The organism is Enterobacter wuhouensis, assembly GCF_004331265.1.
In the GTDB taxonomy this organism is placed as follows: Bacteria; Pseudomonadota; Gammaproteobacteria; order Enterobacterales; family Enterobacteriaceae; genus Enterobacter; species Enterobacter wuhouensis.
On record NZ_SJOO01000009.1, the window covers coordinates 171661 to 190162 of the forward strand.

The 18502-nt window shown below is 56.8% G+C and carries 12 protein-coding genes; 3 read left to right on the forward strand and 9 right to left on the reverse strand.

The window, feature by feature from the left end; genetic code table 11:
* Positions 1–99: 99 nt before the first annotated feature.
* From hmsP to bcsR, 7 genes are all read right to left on the reverse strand, one after another.
* On the reverse strand, positions 100–2106 hold the full coding sequence (gene hmsP, locus E0L20_RS18490; protein WP_207389459.1) for a biofilm formation regulator HmsP: 2007 nt from the start codon (positions 2104–2106) through the stop codon (positions 100–102).
* 119 nt (positions 2107–2225) lie between these two features.
* Positions 2226–5723: a cellulose synthase complex outer membrane protein BcsC gene (bcsC, locus tag E0L20_RS18495; RefSeq protein WP_131635225.1), complete on the reverse strand. Its 3498-nt coding sequence runs from the start codon at positions 5721–5723 to the stop codon at positions 2226–2228.
* Complete coding sequence (gene bcsZ, locus E0L20_RS18500) at positions 5705–6811, reverse strand: cellulose synthase complex periplasmic endoglucanase BcsZ (RefSeq protein WP_131635241.1); 1107 nt, start codon at positions 6809–6811, stop codon at positions 5705–5707. Before bcsZ ends, bcsC begins: the two co-directional genes overlap by 19 nt.
* A 6-nt stretch (positions 6812–6817) precedes the next feature.
* A complete protein-coding gene (gene bcsB, locus E0L20_RS18505) occupies positions 6818–9220 on the reverse strand; it encodes a cellulose biosynthesis cyclic di-GMP-binding regulatory protein BcsB (RefSeq protein WP_131635226.1) in 2403 nt (800 codons plus the stop codon).
* 10 nt (positions 9221–9230) lie between these two features.
* On the reverse strand, positions 9231–11846 hold the full coding sequence (gene bcsA, locus E0L20_RS18510; protein WP_131635227.1) for a UDP-forming cellulose synthase catalytic subunit: 2616 nt from the start codon (positions 11844–11846) through the stop codon (positions 9231–9233).
* Positions 11843–12595 (reverse strand): cellulose biosynthesis protein BcsQ, encoded by a 753-nt coding sequence (bcsQ, locus tag E0L20_RS18515; RefSeq protein WP_131635228.1) that lies wholly within the window; start codon positions 12593–12595, stop codon positions 11843–11845. The genes bcsA and bcsQ overlap by 4 nt, the downstream gene beginning before the upstream one ends.
* An 11-nt stretch (positions 12596–12606) precedes the next feature.
* Positions 12607–12795, reverse strand: a complete 189-nt coding sequence (gene bcsR, locus E0L20_RS18520) for a cellulose biosynthesis protein BcsR (protein WP_131635229.1) — start codon at positions 12793–12795, stop codon at positions 12607–12609.
* 173 nt (positions 12796–12968) lie between these two features.
* Between bcsR and bcsE the strand changes: the two genes are divergently transcribed.
* From bcsE to bcsG, 3 genes are read left to right on the forward strand one after another with little or no spacing between them, the layout of a single operon-like run.
* Positions 12969–14531: a cellulose biosynthesis c-di-GMP-binding protein BcsE gene (bcsE, locus tag E0L20_RS18525; RefSeq protein WP_131635230.1), complete on the forward strand. Its 1563-nt coding sequence runs from the start codon at positions 12969–12971 to the stop codon at positions 14529–14531.
* A complete protein-coding gene (gene bcsF / locus E0L20_RS18530; RefSeq protein ID WP_242673419.1) occupies positions 14525–14722 on the forward strand; it encodes a cellulose biosynthesis protein BcsF in 198 nt (65 codons plus the stop codon). Before bcsE ends, bcsF begins: the two co-directional genes overlap by 7 nt.
* The gene (bcsG, locus tag E0L20_RS18535; protein ID WP_131635232.1) at positions 14715–16388 is read left to right on the forward strand and encodes a cellulose biosynthesis protein BcsG; all 1674 of its coding nucleotides are present in this window, start codon (positions 14715–14717) and stop codon (positions 16386–16388) included. Before bcsF ends, bcsG begins: the two co-directional genes overlap by 8 nt.
* Positions 16389–16427: 39 nt before the next feature.
* Here the strand turns inward: bcsG and birA are convergent, their stop codons facing one another.
* Positions 16428–17390 carry a bifunctional biotin--[acetyl-CoA-carboxylase] ligase/biotin operon repressor BirA gene (gene birA / locus E0L20_RS18540; RefSeq protein ID WP_131635233.1) on the reverse strand — a complete coding sequence of 321 codons (963 nt, stop codon included), beginning with the start codon at positions 17388–17390 and terminating at the stop codon, positions 16428–16430.
* Positions 17387–18415: a UDP-N-acetylmuramate dehydrogenase gene (gene murB, locus E0L20_RS18545; protein WP_131635234.1), complete on the reverse strand. Its 1029-nt coding sequence runs from the start codon at positions 18413–18415 to the stop codon at positions 17387–17389. The genes birA and murB overlap by 4 nt, the downstream gene beginning before the upstream one ends.
* Between the last annotated feature and the right edge of the window lie 87 nt (positions 18416–18502).

An 18502-nucleotide genomic window follows, 5' to 3' on the forward strand; every position in this document is an offset into this window, starting at 1 on the left:
AAAATAACACCCGTATAACAGGACAGAAATAAACCAGGTTCAAATTTGAAACACAAATGTTAAGAACTTTGAGCTGGCTCGCACAAGCCAGCAACAAAATTACGCTTTTGCGTGGTTGTCTGCGTCGGTAAGGTAACGCTGTTCAAAGACGTCAGAAGGTACTGCGCGGGCAAACAGGAAGCCCTGACCGCTCTCCACCCCCGCCTCGGCCAGCCAGCTGCGCTGGGCCTCCGTTTCAATGCCCTCTGCAATCACGTGCAGTTCCAGGCTTCGCGCCATCTGAATAATCGCCTGCACCATGCTGCTGTCATTCGGCAGCCCTTCGACAAAGGCTTTATCGATTTTCAGGACATCCACCGGCAGCGTTTTCATATGCTGAAGCTGGCGCAGCCCGGCATAGCCCATGCCGAAATCGTCCAGCGCAATGCGAATACCGGCGTTACGCAGCGGCTTCAGGATAGCGACCGCCTCGTTGGGATCGTCGATACGTCGGCTTTCCGTGACTTCCAGAATGAGGGTATCGGGCTGAATTCGGTAACGATGGATAAGCTCGAGCATCTCGGACACCATCGTCGGGTGCATGAGCTGCAGGGCAGAAAGATTCACCGATAGCGGCAGAGTGACGCCGCGCTCCTGCCAGGCGGCAAGCTGGCGGCACGACTCCTCCAGCACCCAGTAACCGACGGTCACCATCAGGCCGCAGGACTCGATGCGCTCGATTAGCCCTTCCGGCAGCTCCCACGAGCCGTCAGGCTGCTGCACGCGCAGCAGTGCTTCCGCGCTTTTGACTTCTCCCGTCAGTAAATTCACCTGGGGCTGGAGCCAGATAGCAAACTGACGGTTGTCCAGCGCGGTAAGGATGTCGCTCTCTTCGGTCAGGCGCTTCTGCGCCTTTTCCATCTGCTCCGGGTCGAAGAACTGAATCTGATTTTTACCTTTCCGACGGGCGGTGAAGGCCGCCGAAATCGCTCGGCTATAGAGCTGCTCTGCGGTCAGGTCGCCGTAGAACATCGCAATCCCAATGCTGGCGCTCGGGCGCAGCTGGATACCCTGAATTGGCAGCCGCTCATTAATGACAGTGAGCACTTGCTGACCTAACGTAATCGCATGCCACGGCTCTTTCACGCCGTGGGCGATGACCACCAGGTCGTAGCCGCTGACCTGGGTCAGCACCATGCGCGGGGCAAGCACGGATTTGACCTTTTCCACCAGCGTCAGGAGCAGGATCTCGCGCTGGCTCTCTTTAAGCACGCCCGCCGTATCCTGCAGCGTTTCGCAGGCAATCACCATCAGCGCGGTGGTTTGCTGGCGCGCAACGGTCTGCTCCAGCAGCGCCATAAGAAACGCTTTATTAGGCAGATCAGACACCGGAAAGCGCGTGGCGCTGCTGTTCAGTTCATCCTGATGACGCTGTATACGCTGCTGGTTAATGTTGTAGCTGCGCACCAGCATGCCGATTTCATCGTCGTGATGGAGGCGGGGCAAGGTCAGCTGATGGCTAGCCTGGTCCTGCGGAGCGAGGTTGTTCAGTTCGCGGGCGATTTTCCGCAAAGGGTGCACGATCAGCCGGTTAATACACCAGGTCAGCGCCACGCTCAGGATCAGCGTCATAAGTAAGCAAGTGGTCACTAACGTAACAACCCAGCTCATGACGAATTTATACATCCGATAGGAGTCTGCCTGCAGGACCAGATAGGCTAACGGCTGCGGGTTAGCGGGCCGCTCAAGGGAATAAATGGGCAAGGAAATTTGTACCGGCAGCTCGAACAGCCGCATGACGGTTACCGGAACGGGACGTTCAGGGATAAAGCTCATCCGCAGTGCCTGGAACTGGTTAGGCAATACCACGTCTGCCCGACTGACAATCCCCGCAGGCTGAATGCGTTTCAAAATGGTTTCCGCTTCCGGGATATCCCCTTTCAAAATGGAGGAAGAAAGCGGTTCACGCACCGCGCGGGCGATGCTCTCTAATTGCGAAGCCGTGTTATAGCGATTCTGCTGTACGGAATGAAACAGCAAAATTACGCAGAAAAGGAGGACAAACAGCATAGTGACGGCAGACACCATCGCCATCTGTTTGATCGTTAAAGAACGGCTGACACGCAAAATGACTCTCCACAAAACTCGAAGCGCAAGGCGCACCAGGGTGTAAACCTGGTGCGCCTGAGTATACCCGATTGCTGTACTTTTAAGAGAGACATGCTAATGGATTAAGTAAAATCTGATTACCAGTCAGCATAGGGTATGAGCGGCTGCGGCGGTAAGTCCATGTCGCCCTGCCATCCCGCGGCGGAATAACGAACATACAGAAGGGCATGGCTCGGGGTATAGTCTTTTGCTTGCTGAATATCGACGCCCAGACCCACGAACCAGTTAGACGTCACGCGGCGCTCAATAATCGCTCGTGCGGTGTAACCCGTACCCGACGAGGAACTGCCGTTTTCAGGCTCGCCTTTGTCGGAATACATGTCCTTACCGTCGGCATCCACCTGGTTATCCGGAATCAGACTCTGGATCGGATAGCGCATGCCATCCTTGGTTTTAGAGTGCGACCAGGAGACGGAGCCGCCCAGCTCCCATGACCAGTTATCGGTGCGCTTACGCCAGGTCACCGGCAGGGCGAAAGAGACGTACTCCTGCGGGCTGTAGTAACCGCCCTGGCCCAGGGTGTAGCCGCTCAGATCTTTATCGTAGTGCCAAAGCATGTTGGAGACGCCGACCGTCAGGCGTTCGTTGTTCTCGTTGATCAGCTTGTAGTAATAGCCGGTCATCCAGCGGATGCGCCAGTTATCTTCCACATTTTTACCGGTCAGGCTGTCCACGTTCAGGCTCGACCAGATGCCGTTCGCCTCACCTTTGTCATAGCTTAGGCTCACGCCACCGCCGGTCGAACGTACGCCGCCCCAGGTGGTATCGGTATTGGTGTCTTTTTGACCAGCGAAGGCCAGAACAGAACTGGAGATCGGACGACGATGCGCATTCAGGGTGTAGCCAATCGGCCCGAGGTCATTGCTGTAGCTTACGCCACCAACCACATCCACCACGTCGAAGCCCATCGGCGTGGTACCAATATCCCATGACCAGGTTTTATTCTGCCAGCCAACCGCCACGCTTGCGCCGTTGGCAGACTGGTTGGTGTTGCCGCTACACGGCGTTTCGGCGCAGGTCCCCCATTTGGGATCGTATTTCCCGTCCTTGGTCGCAAAGGTACCCGCATCCATATTCACCAGATCGCTGCGGAAGAACATCCGTCCGTCGGAGAGCGGTGCATCAACCTGCAGCATGGTGGTGTGCGCCTTAAGATCGGAATAGCCGCCCGTGCCGCTGGAGCCCCAGTAATCATGCTGCAGCGTGACGTTCAGGTCCTGCTGCTGGTAAAGCTCACCCGCATCGCTGCGCACGCCGCGCTTCAGCCAGTCGTCGTTTTCATCATTGCGGGTCAGACGGGTAAAACTGTCGTTGTCTGTTGGACGCGTCGTCGTGATGCCGGACGACACCATCGCGTCTTTATACGTCTCCAGCGCCTGCTGAGGCTGGCCGTTTTGTGCCTGGAAGCGGGAAGCATCACGTAATACCAGCGCGTTTTCCATCGACGCAGGCTGTGATTTAGCCTGCGGGATGATTTTACCAAACGTCTGCTCTGCCGCAGCGGTATCGCCCAGGCCAGCCTGCGCCATCGCGATTCGACGCTGCACGTTGAGCGACAGCGGCTGCCCGTTCTGCGCGGCAGGCAGTTTTGCCAGCTCGGCGCGGGCCGCGTCTTTATTACTTTCGCTGATATAGACCTCGGTCAGACCGAGGATAGCATCTTCGTTTTGCGGCTCGCGCTGCAGCACGGTGCTATAGGCGGTTTTTGCCGCCGTGCGGTCGCCACGCTGCTGCGCCCAGTCCGCAAGGGTTAAATCGATGCGGGTTGACGCGGGCTGCTGGCGAAGCAGGGATTCCGCCTCACGTTCTTTTCCGTCGTCGCGCAGGCGGTTGGCGGTTTCCAGCACCTGGTTACTTTGCAGACGATCCGCCAGCTCCTGGATATTGCCGTTCCACTGGCTACGCGGCAGCGTGTTCAGGTGTGCCAGCGCGACTCTGTCCCGATCGTTACCCGACAGATAAAGGCCGTTGGCGTATACCTGATCCGGATCGGTCGGCTTCTGGCTGGCAAGCTGACGCATCAGCGTATCGGCCTGGCTGCGCTGACCCGCGCTGTAGAGATCGCGCGCGAGACGATAGGTGATCCACACGTCGCCCGGAGAAAGCGCCAGACGGCGGCGCTGAATTTCAGCGGCCTGGGCGTATTTCCCCTGGTTTTCAAGCTGCTCCGCCTGGGCTGAAAGCTGTTCGTTCGTCAGGCTTCGCTCAATGTCATCAATGCTGCGGCGCTGGCTGGCCGAGAGCGACTGGATAAACTGCGAGGCTTTCTCCGGGGACTGCGCGCGGTAAATATTGGCAAGACCACGCACCGCATTGCTGTTGCCGCTGTCCATGCGCAGCGCCTGGCGATAATAACGTTCGGCAGCGTCGTTATCTTTGCGTGCCGCCGCCGCGTCACCGAGCCCCAGCACCGCGTAGCTGTCGGTATTGTCGAGGCTGCGCGCCTGCTGGTAATAGCGCTCGGCCTGGGCCGTATTATTCGCTTTTAACGCCGCATCGCCCTGCTGGATCAGCAGCCAGTAGCGGTTAACCTTCAGCAGGCTATCCCACTTGCCTCGGTTATCGCTCTGGGGATCGAGGGCGATCGCTTTTTCAAACTGCGCCACCGCGCGGGCACGATCGCCTTTTTGTGAATAGGCCTGACCCAGCGCGCCAACGGCTTCGCTGTCGGCATGGTTGGCGCTGACGGCTTTCTGCAGTTCCGCCACCGCCTTACCGCCCTGCCCGGCGTCCACCGCGGCTAATCCCTCCGCTTTCGCGCGGAAGGTGGGATCGGCAAGCTGTTTTTGCTGCGCTTCCAGCTGCGAACGCGCGGCCGTCACGTTATCGCCATCGCTGAACACGCTCAGATATTTTTGCAGCGCGCTTACGCTGGCGCTGCTGGCTGGCTGATCCTTAATCTGCTGATACCACATATCAGACGCCTGATTGCGGCCGCTGTTGGATTTTGCCATCTCCTGCAGCACCGCAAAGCCTTCATCACGGCGTCCGGTCTGGAACAGAAGCTGCGCCAGCGTGGCCTGCAGCTGCGTATTGCCCGGATTGCTGGCATTGATTTTCTTCAGCTGGTCGATCGCCGACGCGCGGCGGGCAGGATCTTTTGCCACCACGTTCCAGTATTCGGTGGCCACTTCTCCACTCGGCGGATTGCCGGCGAAGAGCTTGTCATAGGCGGCAATCGCTTCCTGCGTATGGCCCGTCGTGGCAAGCAAGCGAGCCTGCTGAAGCGCCTGACGTCCATCGGGCGTTGAAAGTAGCATCGTATTGCGTGACGACTGATAGACAGTGGAGCCCGGCGCAATCCCCTTCAGGCGATCCAGCTCTTTTTGCGCCCCGCCGGTATCGCCCTGGCGAAGCAGATAGCGGAAGCGGGCAGCAATCACGTCGGGATTGTTCGGATCAATCAGCTCAAGACGATAGAGCGACTGACGAACCAGATCCTCACGCTGCGTCGATTCGCCCAGACGCACCTGCTCCAGCAGCTGTTGCTGCTGGGGAGAATTGGCGGCCTCGGCCAGCGGCATCAGCGCAAGGCCTAGCGATAAACTGAGTAGATTTACTGTGAACTTGCGCATTCCTGGCCCCAATCCGGTATTAATTCACCTTTGCTGGTGAAGCGAAAACGATGCTGATCCCATCCTTGCCCAAAGAGCGTCAGCACGTAGCTGTAGTAGGCGTTGTTATCGGGAAAATGGTCGGCAACGCGCTGGCGTTGTACCGCTTGCGCATCACGCTGTTGTAAAAACGGCAGCATAGCGGCGGAAAACCCCACCGGGCCATCGCCCGTGCGTTTCCCGGTTGCCACATCCACTTTTTCCGGCGGCAGGCCCCGTTTTGCCGTCATTGCGGCCATCGGCTGGAAACGCGCCTGGAGTCGGGCTTTCTGCGGGTCTTTGTCGCTCATCATCCCCACCCAGAGATAGACGCGAATGGCATCGTAGCTGCCCAGCAGCGACGCATCCTGCTGGAGCTGCCAGCCCTTGTCCTTACGGTACTGCACCCAGTTCGGTGAAAAGCCCTTTGGCGCGGTCTCCATCAGTAAACGCAGGTTGGTTTCACGCAGCGTGGTCCAGGGGGCGCCAAAACGGGTGAAATAGCTCGCCAGCTGAGGGGGCAGATAGCTGGGGTTAAAGCGCCAGGCATGCTCTTCGGCAAAGCCCACTTTACCCGGCAGCAGCATTGAGCCAAGTCCGGGTACGTTCACCACCTCTTCGCTGGCAATGCGCTTGAGCAGGGCCTTTCCGATGCGGGTGTAGTCCTGATTTTTCCATAACCGACCCGCTTCGAGCAGCGTCCAGGCAATCCAGATATCGGCATCCGAGGCGGAATTGGTGTCAATCACCGCCCAGGTCTCGTTATCCTTCTGTCCCCATAGCCAGGCGGGCAGATGGTCGTCCAGGCTGCCCTGAGCAAGGTTGTCGCGCGTCCAGGCCAACAGCCGATCGAAGGCCTTACGGTCATTCGCGGCCAGCGCGAAGAACAGCGCGTAGCTCTGCCCTTCCGAGGTGCTGATTTTGCGCGTGTCGCTGGGGTCAATGACGCGCCCGCCCTCGCTGATGTAATCCTTTTTAAACTGCTCCCAGGCAGGCCAGGTACAGGCGGCGCGGAGATTCGTCGCCGCCAGCATCAACGCTGCTAATACACACCAGCGAAAGGCTTTCATCACGGCTTACTCATTATCCGGGTTCAGGCGACGACGGCTGATAATACGCAGCAGACGCCACAGCACCCATGCCAGCAATACAACGCTGACGGCGGCCAGAATCGCCAGCAGCACCGGATGGTTAGACAGGGCATACCACAGGCGTTCGAACCACGGCAGGTGTCCCACGTAGTAGACATCCCCGACGCGCAGGCTGTTGACGCCCGATTCACGAATGACGGAGACGGAGCCGAACATGGACGCGCGTTTACCGCTGTCGTTCATCGCGTTGTTGAGCAGTTCATACCCGCGCGGGCTGTCTGCCAGCAGGGCGATCACGCTACGCTGATCGTTGTAAGGCGACTGGAAGCCAACAACGGCGGCCATGGGCCCCTGAGACGTAACGGTGGTCTGGGCGCTGGCCTGACGGTCATTATTATCCGGCATGATGCTCGGGAATTCTGTCTGACGAAGCGGCGTGTTCACCCAGGACTGCGCCGCCTGCACCAGCAGATCGACGCGCTTATCGTCTTTGAGCTTATCCGGAATGGTGCCGATCACCATGATGTCGGCATCTTTGTTCTGGATCTGGCTGCCATCGTCGGTCAACGTGACGTTAATCGCCGGGAGGCCCGTCTGCGCGCCAACGGTCGCCATCGTATCCAGCAGAGTGGTGACCTGAGCTTCATTTGGCGCTTTTGGCATCACAACAATGGATTCAGACAGGTCGGCCATGCGGCTGAACGGGAAGCTGGCGTTTGCAAACGCGCGCAGGTCCGGCATCGCCAGGAAGTGATAATACTTTGAGAAATCGATGGTGGATTCATCGCCAATCACAACGTGGTTTTGTACCGGCTGGAAGGTGATGCAGTTATCCACCGAGCCGCCGGGCATCGGGTTCATGTACTGGAAGTCAAACCGCAGCTGGTTTATCGCGCCAAGCTTCAGGGCCGGGATAGACACATCGGTTTTCCCGTCCAGCAGGCCTTGCAGGACCGGCAGACGCAGCATCAGGCGGTTGGTGTCCTGGTTGCTGGTCAGGCTGAAGGATTGCAGGAACTGGTTGTTCAGGCTGATATCCATGCGCGAGCTGTCTTTGGTCGACGGCGCGGTGTAGCGGTAGTTCAGATTGATATCAATACCGTTGGTGCGCAGCAGATACAGATCCGGCGGCAGATTGAGCGACAGGCTAACGGGCGAAGGCTCAAGCCCCGTGGACTGAAGCTGTTCTTCATAGGTTTTAAGCTCGCCAAAGGTAATGGCGCGGTCGGTACGCACCCAGTTTGGCGCATCGTAAGGCTTACGCGCCAGCAGCGGCTTAACCTCATCCACGATAACGCTATTGCCGCGGAACAGGATATTGCCCTGGGCAATCCCTTTTGCCGCCTGCACCAGATCTTTATCGTCACGGCCAAAGACCACCAGCATCTTCACGTACGGATTGTCAGGATGGCTGATCATCTCGATGGTAGGTGCTTTAACATCCGGATGGTCGCGCAGGAAGGATGGGCGTTTGGCGTTGGTGGCAAAGACAATCGCGTTTCTGTCCGGCATTTTGTCATACACGACCGGGAAGTTCTGGCCGCGCCAGGCGGAGCGGGAGCCAAACCAGGAGGCCACAATGGTGGCGGCCAGCTGCTCGGTGACGTCCGGCGAGGAGGCAAACACCATCGGCAGGGTTAACTGGCGGTTATCGCGCGGATCGAAGAACGGGATCGGGAACGCGGAGAGATCGTTTTTCAACGCCAGCGACTGGTAGGTCATCTGCAGCGATGAGTTACGCCCCACGTCCATCCACAGCGTACTGCTGGCCGGGTTTTCGCAGACGTCGCGATAGTGGCCCACAAACTCCAGACGAACGCGGTTGAAGTCGGTGATGAACAGCGGGTTGATGGGTACCTGAGCCTGGGTCTTTTTGCCCAACTGCTCTTTGGTCACCGGCAGAACGTCCATCAGCTCGTCGTTCAGGTAAACCTTGAGCTGCGACTGCACGGGCAGCAGCGCGGGCGACGGCGTGTATTCGAGGTTCAGCACGGCATTCGAAACGACTTCATCGCTGCGCATCCCAAACTCAATCCCGCCGTTCGGGTTGATACCGCGCAGCACCATGCTGCCCGGAGGCGGCGCAATCTGCGCGAACGTCAGCTTCACGTCACGCGATGGGGTATTCTGGGCGACAACAGGCGCGTTGGCGCCCGGTACGCCCGGCATCACCTGCCCGACGACGTTACCTTCTGTCGGCTGGTTGGGAACGACGTTTTCCGTTTGACCCGGCGCCGCGGTGATAACCGGATCGGTCGCCTGGGCGACCTCAGGAACCGTAGGAGCAGGTGTGGCAGCAGCATCATCGGGCGCTGCGTTAGCCATTGTTGCGGGGAGCGCACTCATCCCCATTGCCACTGCACATAACCAGGAAAGTTTTGTTTTCATCGCGTTATCATCATTGTTGAGCCATAACCGGGTCCGCCTGCTTCGCCTCATCCCGCTCAGGTCGGCGAGGAATGAACGACACGACCCAGGAAACCAGCGAAGTAAGTGACCGGAAAATTATTTTCACCGACGACGGGGCAAATTCTGCAAGGTGACGATAGCCACGGAACCCCAGCTTCAGAATATCAAGCAGGCTTTCCAGAGGTTTATCTTCCGGGAAGCTGTCCTGCCAGAGAGCCCACGTATCCGCGCGGGCGAACGTACACTGCACAAAATCAATATTCTGCTTTTTGGTCAGCGGCATCAGCTGCAGACCGACTTCATTGCCTAATACACGCACCACCTGCGTAGGGAAGACGTACTCCTGCTGGCCGCGCTTGAGCAGTAAGTTGACCTTCTGCCCTTCCAGCACCTTCGCCTGGCCGTTGATTTTGATGCCCAGACCGCCGTCAGAGAAGTCGTGCACCGTACAGGAGAAGAGATGGCCGTCTTCACGCGCGATTGCCGCCGGCATGCTGATTTCAACGCGATGCGCGCGACGCACCTGCTTGCTCTCTACCGACACCGCCACCGCGCCGCCGAGGATAATCAGGTTGTAGAACACCCACGCCATACTCACGAAGACCGTCAGGATCTCGTTTTCAGGACCGTAGTAGTAACGCCAGATACCGGCGATCACCCCCACAATGTTGAGCAGCACCAGGAAGATGTACGGACGGGAGATCACCCAGTCGACATACTCCTCCTCCACCAGCCCACCCTTCGCGGTGACGTTGAATTTGCCTTTATGCGGGTTAATCAGCGCCACCATCGTTGGCGGCGCAATGTACCAGGCCAGCACCGTTTCGTAGATTTCACTCCAGAACGAATGGCGGTATTTCCCCTGAATCTTCGAGTTCGTCAGGCTCGCGTGGATCATGTGCGGCAGAACAAACAGCGCAATCATCAGCGCGGGCGCGTAGATGATATAGGCGTGAAGGAGCAGGAACGCCAGCGGTGCCGTGAGGAAGATAAGCCGCGGGATACCGGAGAGGAAGTGGAACATGGCGTTGACGTAACACAGGCGCTGCGCCAGCTTAAGCCCTTTCCCCATCAGCGGGTTATCGAGACGGAAAATCTGCACCATGCCGCGCGCCCAGCGAATACGCTGGCCGATGTGCGCCGACAGCGACTCCGTTGCCAGACCCGCGGCCTGCGGAATACGCATATACGCGGAGGTATGGCCCCGGCGGTGCAGGCGCAGCGAGGTGTGGGCATCTTCGGTCACCGTCTCAACGGCGATACCGCCAATTTCATCCAGCGGACCGCGGCGGATAACCGCACAGGAGCCGCAGAAGAAGGTTGCATCCCACATGTCGTTTCCGTCCTGCACCAGGCCGTAGAACAGCGTGCCTTCGTTCGGGGTTTTACGGAAACGGCCCAGGTTACGTTCAAACGGGTCCGGCGAGAAGAAGTGGTGCGGCGTCTGCATCATTGCCAGCTCTTTCTCCTTCAGGAACCAGCCCATGGTCATTTGCAGGAACGAGCGCGTCGGCACGTGGTCGCAGTCAAAGATCGAGACGAACTCGCCTTTAGCGTATTTGAGGGCGTTATTGATGTTCCCGGCCTTCGCGTGTTCGTGGGTGGTGCGGGCGATATACTCTACGCCCACCTCTGCCGCAAACTGACGGAACTCTTCGCGCCCCCCGTCATCGAGGATCCAGATTTTGAGCTTATCTTTTGGCCAGTCGATACCCAACGCGGCGTAAATCGTGTTTTTCACCACGCTCAGGTCTTCGTTGTAGGTGGGAACAAACAGGTCGACGGATGGCCACTGACCGGTGTCTTTCGGTAGCGGAACCGGCTGGCGGTTGAGCGGCCATATCACCTGGAAATAGCCCAGGACCAGCACAATCCAGGCGTAGGTTTCGGCAAACAGCAGCACCAGCCCGCATACCAGGCTCACCGGATCGTCCCAGTTCAGCGTGGAGGTATAGCGCCACCAGATGTAGCGGCAGGAGACGGTTAGCGACAGTACAATCAGCATCAGGGCAGAGAAACGCCCAGGAATACGCCGGACCAGCAGGGCCACGCCCCAGAGCAAAATCAGGAAGGTAAACTGCGCCAGCGGGTTAAAAGGCTGCGTGATACAGACCAGCGCCAGAATGAGCGAGAAGACGACAATTACGCCGAGAATAAAACGGCGAAGGCCCGGATGCAGGTGTCCGAGCTCTTTGTGGTTATCCAGATGGCTGGTCTTATCGCTGACGCTATCGGGTAGCCTGTCCAGCCACTGGTGATAGCGTTCACGTAAATTCGCCACGCGATCGAAGCTGCGCCAGCGCGGGGCCTTTTTATCAGGGCTGGAGGTCGTTGCCACCAGCCAGATAGCCTGTATGAGATAGCGTGCCGGATCGAGAGGACGCGGCCTGTCAGGATGAATATGCGGATAGAGTTCGCTATGCCGCGCTCGAATACGCTGCCAGCGCGGGTGTTCAAGGGGGATGAACATCCACGCCAGAATCATCCAGAAACAGCCAAGCGCGGCGCTAAACGCCGACGCGCCATGTCGGCGGTAGTGCCGATAACGTTCGCTTAAACGCGAACTGACCGGCGGGATGAGTAACCAGGTGGACAGACGACTCATACGGAACTCCCGGCTGGCTCCGCCTCACTTGCGAAGTGCAGAAGACACCAGTTCGCCAGCGTCAGGATCTCTTCTGCTGCCAGTGAATCGCTACGGTATTCACCGAGCGGCTGCTTGGAGGCGAGGCACTCCGCCATGCCCTCATCACGATGGATCACCATCGGCAGCAGCCGACGCTGACTTTGCAGCCAAACCTGGTATAGATCGTCCTGAATCTGACTGCCGATACGAAGATCGTTAATCAGGATATGGGCGTTCGCGGGTAGCGCCTGCTGATGCAGGCGGATATGACAGTTGGCATCCACGTTCACAATGGAGAGTACATGATCGCATTTCGCCATCAGCTGGCGCGTCAGCTGGGCAGCACCGTGCGGCAGATCCAGCAGGATCCACTTGTAATGGCCCTGCTCTTTCAGGCTCTGGAGCGCATTGACAAACCGGGAAAACATGCGCTGGTACGCGGCTTCATTCCCACGCTCGGCTTCAGTTAGCTGACCAAACGGCAGCAAATCAAGCTGGGACGTGTAGCGCAGCCCCGCATCGCGCCAGTCTTTATCATCAAGCAGCGCGCGGGCCCAGCCTTCGGTACGGGTAAAGTCGACGTTGAAGGACATGCGCAACAAATTATCGGAGGAGGCATCAATAACCAGCACCGATTCACCTAATACCTGCAATGACCACGCCAGCGCCGCGGTAATGGAAGTGGTACCCACTCCCCCCCGGACGCCCTGTAATCCTAGTATGGCCATCAATGGCTCCCTTATTGTTGTTGGGCAAATTCAGCTAATAACGGCCAGCGTTTAATAGCCGCGGCCAACTGTTCCCGCTGGGAAATATCGGTGTAATCTATTTCAGGCAATGAAAAGGCCTGCGTCAGCGCCAGAAAATCATTTTGGAATGTGTAACCCAGGCTAGAGTCGACAGGCGTTCCGGAGTCATTATTATGCATTCTTAATCCATCCATTTGAGTAAAACCGCAAGATCGGATGTACGAGGCTTCCTGCCCTATCAAATTTCGTTTACATGCTAAATCTGATGTTCTTTAATTTCAATGTTAGGTTTATTTCTACGCTTTCGCTAGTAAACTGAGATACAGATAAATTCGACGAAAAGAGGGACACCGTGGACTCCATATTTTCTATTGGCATCCAGTCATTATGGGACGAATTGCGACACATGCCAGTCGGAGGAGTCTGGTGGATTAATACGGATCGCAACGAAAATGCCATCAGTTTGGTTAATCAGACAATCGCCGCGCAGGAAAAGGATTCTCGCGTCGCGGTCATTACCATGGGCGAAGATCCGAAGAAAATCATTACGCTTGAAAACGACCGTGGCCCACAGACTGTACGGTTATTTTCCATGCCAGCCGAAGCAGATAGTCTATACTTTTTGACCCACGACATTCAGTGCTCAATTGATCCGGATCACTATTTAGTGATACTAAAATGTGCAAATAACGCACTTCAGAATATCCCAACGGAAAAACTGCTGCGCTGGCTGGAAAAAATCAATAAATGGGCAAGATTTCAAAATTGCACACTTTTGGTTGTTTATCCCGGTAGTAATAATGACAAGCTCTTTTCGCTATTAATGGGTGAATATCGCTCTCTTTTTGGTCTGTCGAGTATACATGACCAGACCGACAGCTATCTTTACGATATTGCCTTCTGGTGTAATGAAAAAGGCGTCAGCGCCAGACAGCAGCTCAACCTCAAACAGATTGACGGCCAGTGGCATCTCGCACACCTTGAAGAGACCGTAGTGCAGCCGCGCAGCGATGAAAAACGCATCCTGAGCCATCTCGCGGTATTAGAAGGTGCACCCGCGCTTTCTGAAAACTGGTCGCTGTTCGAAACGAACGAAGCGCTATTTAATGAAGCCCGCACCACCCAGGCGGCGACCATCGTTTTCTCGCTGATGCAAAATAACCAGATCGAAACGCTGGCCAGGCACATTCACACGCTGCGCCGCCAGCGCGGCAGCGCGCTGAAAATTGTCGTACGCGAAAATACCACCAGCCTGCGCGCCACGGATGAACGCCTTCTGCTGGGCTGCGGTGCGAATATGGTTATTCCGTGGAATGCCCCGCTGTCGCGCTGCCTGACGCTTATCGAGAGCATTCAGGGCCAGCAGTTCAATCGCCACGTGCCGGAAGATATTTCAACGCTGCTCTCCATGACGCAGCCGATGAAGCTGCGCGGGTATCAGAAGTGGGATACATTCTGCGATGCCGTTGGCAACATGATGAACAACACGCTGCTGCCGGCAGACGGAAAAGGGGTTATGGTGGCGCTTCGCCCCGTACCGGGTATCCGCGTTGAGCAAGCGCTAACCCTGTGCCGCCCAAACCGCACCGGGGATATCATGACGATTGGCGACAATCGTCTGGTGCTGTTTTTATCCTTCTGTCGGGTTAACGACCTCGATACGGCGCTTAACCATATTTTTCCCCTGCCTACCGGGGATATTTTCTCGAACCGCATGATTTGGTTCGAAGATAACCTGATTAGTGCAGAGCTGGTGCAAATGCGCACGCTTACCCCTGAAAACTGGACGAAGCCGCTCGCCATCACCAGCGATTTCAAACCGATTCTCAATGCTAAGCATGACGGACATGTCTGGCGTCGGGTTCCAGAGCCGCTGCGCTTACTGTCTGAGAATGGGGAGAACGCATCATCATGAATCTCAGCGATATCATTCAACTGGTCGTACTTTGTGCGCTAATCTTTTTCCCGCTTGGCTACTATGCGCGCCATTCGCTGCGTCGTATTCGCGATACGACCAGAATGCTGTTTGTAAAACCTCGCTACGTTAAACCAGCCGGAACACTGACACGGGCTTCACACGTCAAGGCAAACCGAAAACATGACTAATTCTACTCACACCGCTTCGTCACCATCGCCGCTGTGGCAATACTGGCGCGGCCTTTCCGGCTGGAACTTCTACTTTCTGGTGAAGTTTGGCCTGCTGTGGGCTGGCTATCTGAACTTCCATCCGCTGCTTAACCTGGTGTTTATGGCCTTCCTCCTGATGCCCATCCCAAACATCAGGCTGCACCGCTTGCGTCACTGGATTGCCATCCCCATTGGCTTTGGGCTGTTCTGGCATGATACCTGGCTACCCGGGCCGGAAAGCATCATGAGCCAGGGCTCGCAGGTCGCGGGCTTTAGCGCTGACTACATACTTGACCTCACCGAGCGCTTTATTAACTGGCAGATGATTGGCGCGGTGTTTGTGCTGCTGGTTGCATGGCTTTTTCTGTCCCAGTGGATCCGCGTCACGGTGTTTGTCGTGGCGATCCTGATCTGGCTGAACGTGCTGACGCTGGCAGGCCCAAGCTTCTCCCTGTGGCCAGCCGGCCAGGCGACAACGACCGTTACCACCACCGGTGGCAGTGCGGCGGCAACCGTCGCGACGGCGGGCAATACGCCGGTGGTAGGTGACATCCCGACGCAGACTGCCCCGCCAACGTCCACGAATCTTAACGCCTGGCTTTCCAGCTTCTACAGCGCAGAAGACAAGCGTCAGACTAAATTCCCGGATGCGCTGCCTGCAGATGCCCAGCCGTTCGAGCTGCTGGTGATTAACATCTGCTCCCTCTCATGGGCAGACGTGGATGCTGCTGGTTTAATGTCGCATCCGCTGTGGTCGCACTTTGATATTCAGTTTAAAGACTTCAACTCTGCCACCTCGTACAGCGGTCCGGCGGCAATTCGTTTGCTGCGCGCAAGCTGCGGTCAGCCGTCGCACAAGAACCTGTATCAGCCAGCCGGAAACCAGTGTTATCTGTTCGATAATCTGTCCAAACTGGGCTTCACGCAGAACCTGATGCTGGGCCATAACGGCGTGTTTGGCGATTTCCTCAAAGAGATACGTCAGGAAGGGGGAATGCAGGCACCGCTGATGGATCAGACCGGTCTGCCGGTGTCTCTGCTGGGCTTTGACGGTTCACCGGTCTACGACGATACTGCCGTCCTGCAGCGCTGGCTGCAGAAGGTGGACGGTAATACCCGCAGCGCCACCTTCTATAACACGCTGCCGCTGCACGACGGTAACCACTTCCCGGGCGTGAGCAAAACGGCGGATTATAAAGTTCGCGCGCAGAAGCTGTTTGACGAGCTGGACGCGTTCTTCACCGAGCTGGAAAAATCGGGCCGTAAAGTGATGGTGGTGATGGTGCCAGAACACGGCGGCGCGCTAAAAGGCGACAGGATGCAGGTGTCCGGCCTGCGTGATATCCCAAGCCCGTCCATTACCAACGTGCCCGCCGGGATTAAGTTCTTCGGCATGAAGGCTCCGCATCAGGGGGCGCCTGTTGAGATTACCCAGCCAAGCAGCTATCTGGCGATTTCAGAGCTGGTTGCCCGCGCGGTGGATGGCAAACTGTTTGTGGAAGATAGCGTGAACTGGGATCAGCTTACCAGCAACCTGCCGCAAACGGCTGAAGTCTCCGAGAACGCCAACGCGGTCGTCATTCAATATCAGGGCAAGCCCTATGTTCGCCTGAACGGCGGCGACTGGGTGCCTTATCCTCAGTAACGTGCTCTATACCCTCTCCCGGCCGGGAGAGGGACTTTCTTATTCTGCACTTCTTAACGAAATTTCCCCGCCTACCCAGGGCTTGATCGCGCCGTCCTGTTCAAGCAACAGCGCCCCCTGTGCGTCGATACCGCGGGAAATGCCGTAGATCTCTTTGTCGCCAATCAGCAGCTTCACCGGGCGATTGATAAAGTTATCCAGCTTTTCCCAGCGAGACAGGAACGGTGCCAGCCCGTCCTGCTCAAAGAGCGATAATGAGCTGCGCAGTTCTTTAATCATCCGTACAGCAAGCGTGTTGCGGTCGATGGTGATCCCCGCCTCCTGCAGGTTAGTCCAGGCCTGATTTACGACATCATTCTGTACGTTGCGCATAACCATATTCAGGCCAGCACCGATGACGATCTGCGCTGCATCGCCCGTTTTTCCCGTCAGCTCGACGAGAATGCCCGCAAGTTTGCGATCGTTGAGGTAGAGATCGTTTGGCCATTTTACGCGTACGTTATCCGCGCCCAGATCGTGCAGAACTTCCGCCATCACAATGCCGATAACCAGGCTCAGACCAATGGCGGCGGCCGGTCCCTGCTCGAGACGCCAGAACATGGAAAGGTAAAGGTTGGCACCAAAAGGGGAAAACCACTTACGTCCACGGCGACCACGTCCGGCCTGCTGATACTCGGCAACGCAGGCATCGCCTGACCTGAGTTCGTTAAGCCGATCCAGCAGGTATTGGTTCGTTGAATCAATGACCGGCAGCACCGCAACGTTGCCCGAGCCAACCTGGCTGCGGATCGCCTCTTCATTCAGCAACTGTATCGGCTCCGGCAGGCTGTAGCCTTTTCCAGGAACCGTGAATACATCCACACCCCAGTCGCGAAGCGTCTGAATATGCTTGTTGATGGCGGCGCGGCTCATGCCAAGCTGCTCGCCCAACTGCTCGCCAGAATGAAACTCGCCGTCGGCAAGGATGCCGATCAGGGTTAAGGGGACGGTATTGTCCTTCACGCGATAGCCTCCACGGCGCTGACTTCACCTGTACGACCAATGAAGCGGACTTCAGGCTCAAGCCAGACGTTGAATTTTTCGCCTACACGCTGGCGAACATGGTGCGCTAGCTGCACAACATCATCACTGGTCGCATTGTCCTGATTAATCAGAACCAGCGCCTGCTCACGATGAACTGCAGCTCCCCCTACAGCAACGCCTTTCAACTGGCACCGATCGATAAGCCAGCCTGCAGCCAGCTTTACGCTGCCATCAGGCTGCGGATAGTGCGGTGCCGTTGGAAAGCTGGCGAGGAATTCTTTTGCACTTTCGCTGCTGATAACGGGGTTTTTAAAGAAACTTCCGGCATTTCCGTTCACTTTCGGATCGGGAAGTTTAGTCATGCGCATATGACATACGGAATCAAAAACGTCGCGGGCGGTAGCCGTCGCGGGATCGAGTCGAGTTAAATCACCGTAGGTCAGTACAGGCTTCCAGCTTTTCGACAGACGCAGGCCCACGGCCACTATCGCGTAGCGATCCTGATATTCGTGTTTGAAGATACTGTCACGATAGCCAAAACGACACTCTTCTGCCGTTAAGCGCAGAGCCGTGCCGGTCGCCAGTTCAATGCAGTCGACATATTCACAGACGTGTTTGAGTTCGATGCCGTAGGCACCAATATTTTGGATAGGTGACGATCCGGCGCAGCCAGGTATAAGCGCGAGATTTTCCAGGCCGGGCATCCCTTTATCCAGGGTATATTGCACCAGCTGATGCCAGTTTTCTCCAGCGCCCACGTGCAGATGCCAGCTGTCAGCGCTTTCTGAGACATCGATGCCCATGATGCGGTTGACGATCGCCGTGCCTGCAAAATCTTCAAGAAACAGGACATTACTTCCTTCGCCCAGAATCAGAACGGGTTCACCGTTGTCTGTTGCGTTTTGCCATGCATCCAGCAACTGCTGAGCATTATCGGCACGTACAATTTGATTAGCATTCCGTTGAATACCAAAGGTATTCCAGGGCTTAAGGGAGTGGTTCATAGACGCTATCCTGATGCAAAAACCGGGATAGTTTACCGTATATACGGAGGGATAGGTGATTTGTTTATGGAGAAGAAGAGGATACAA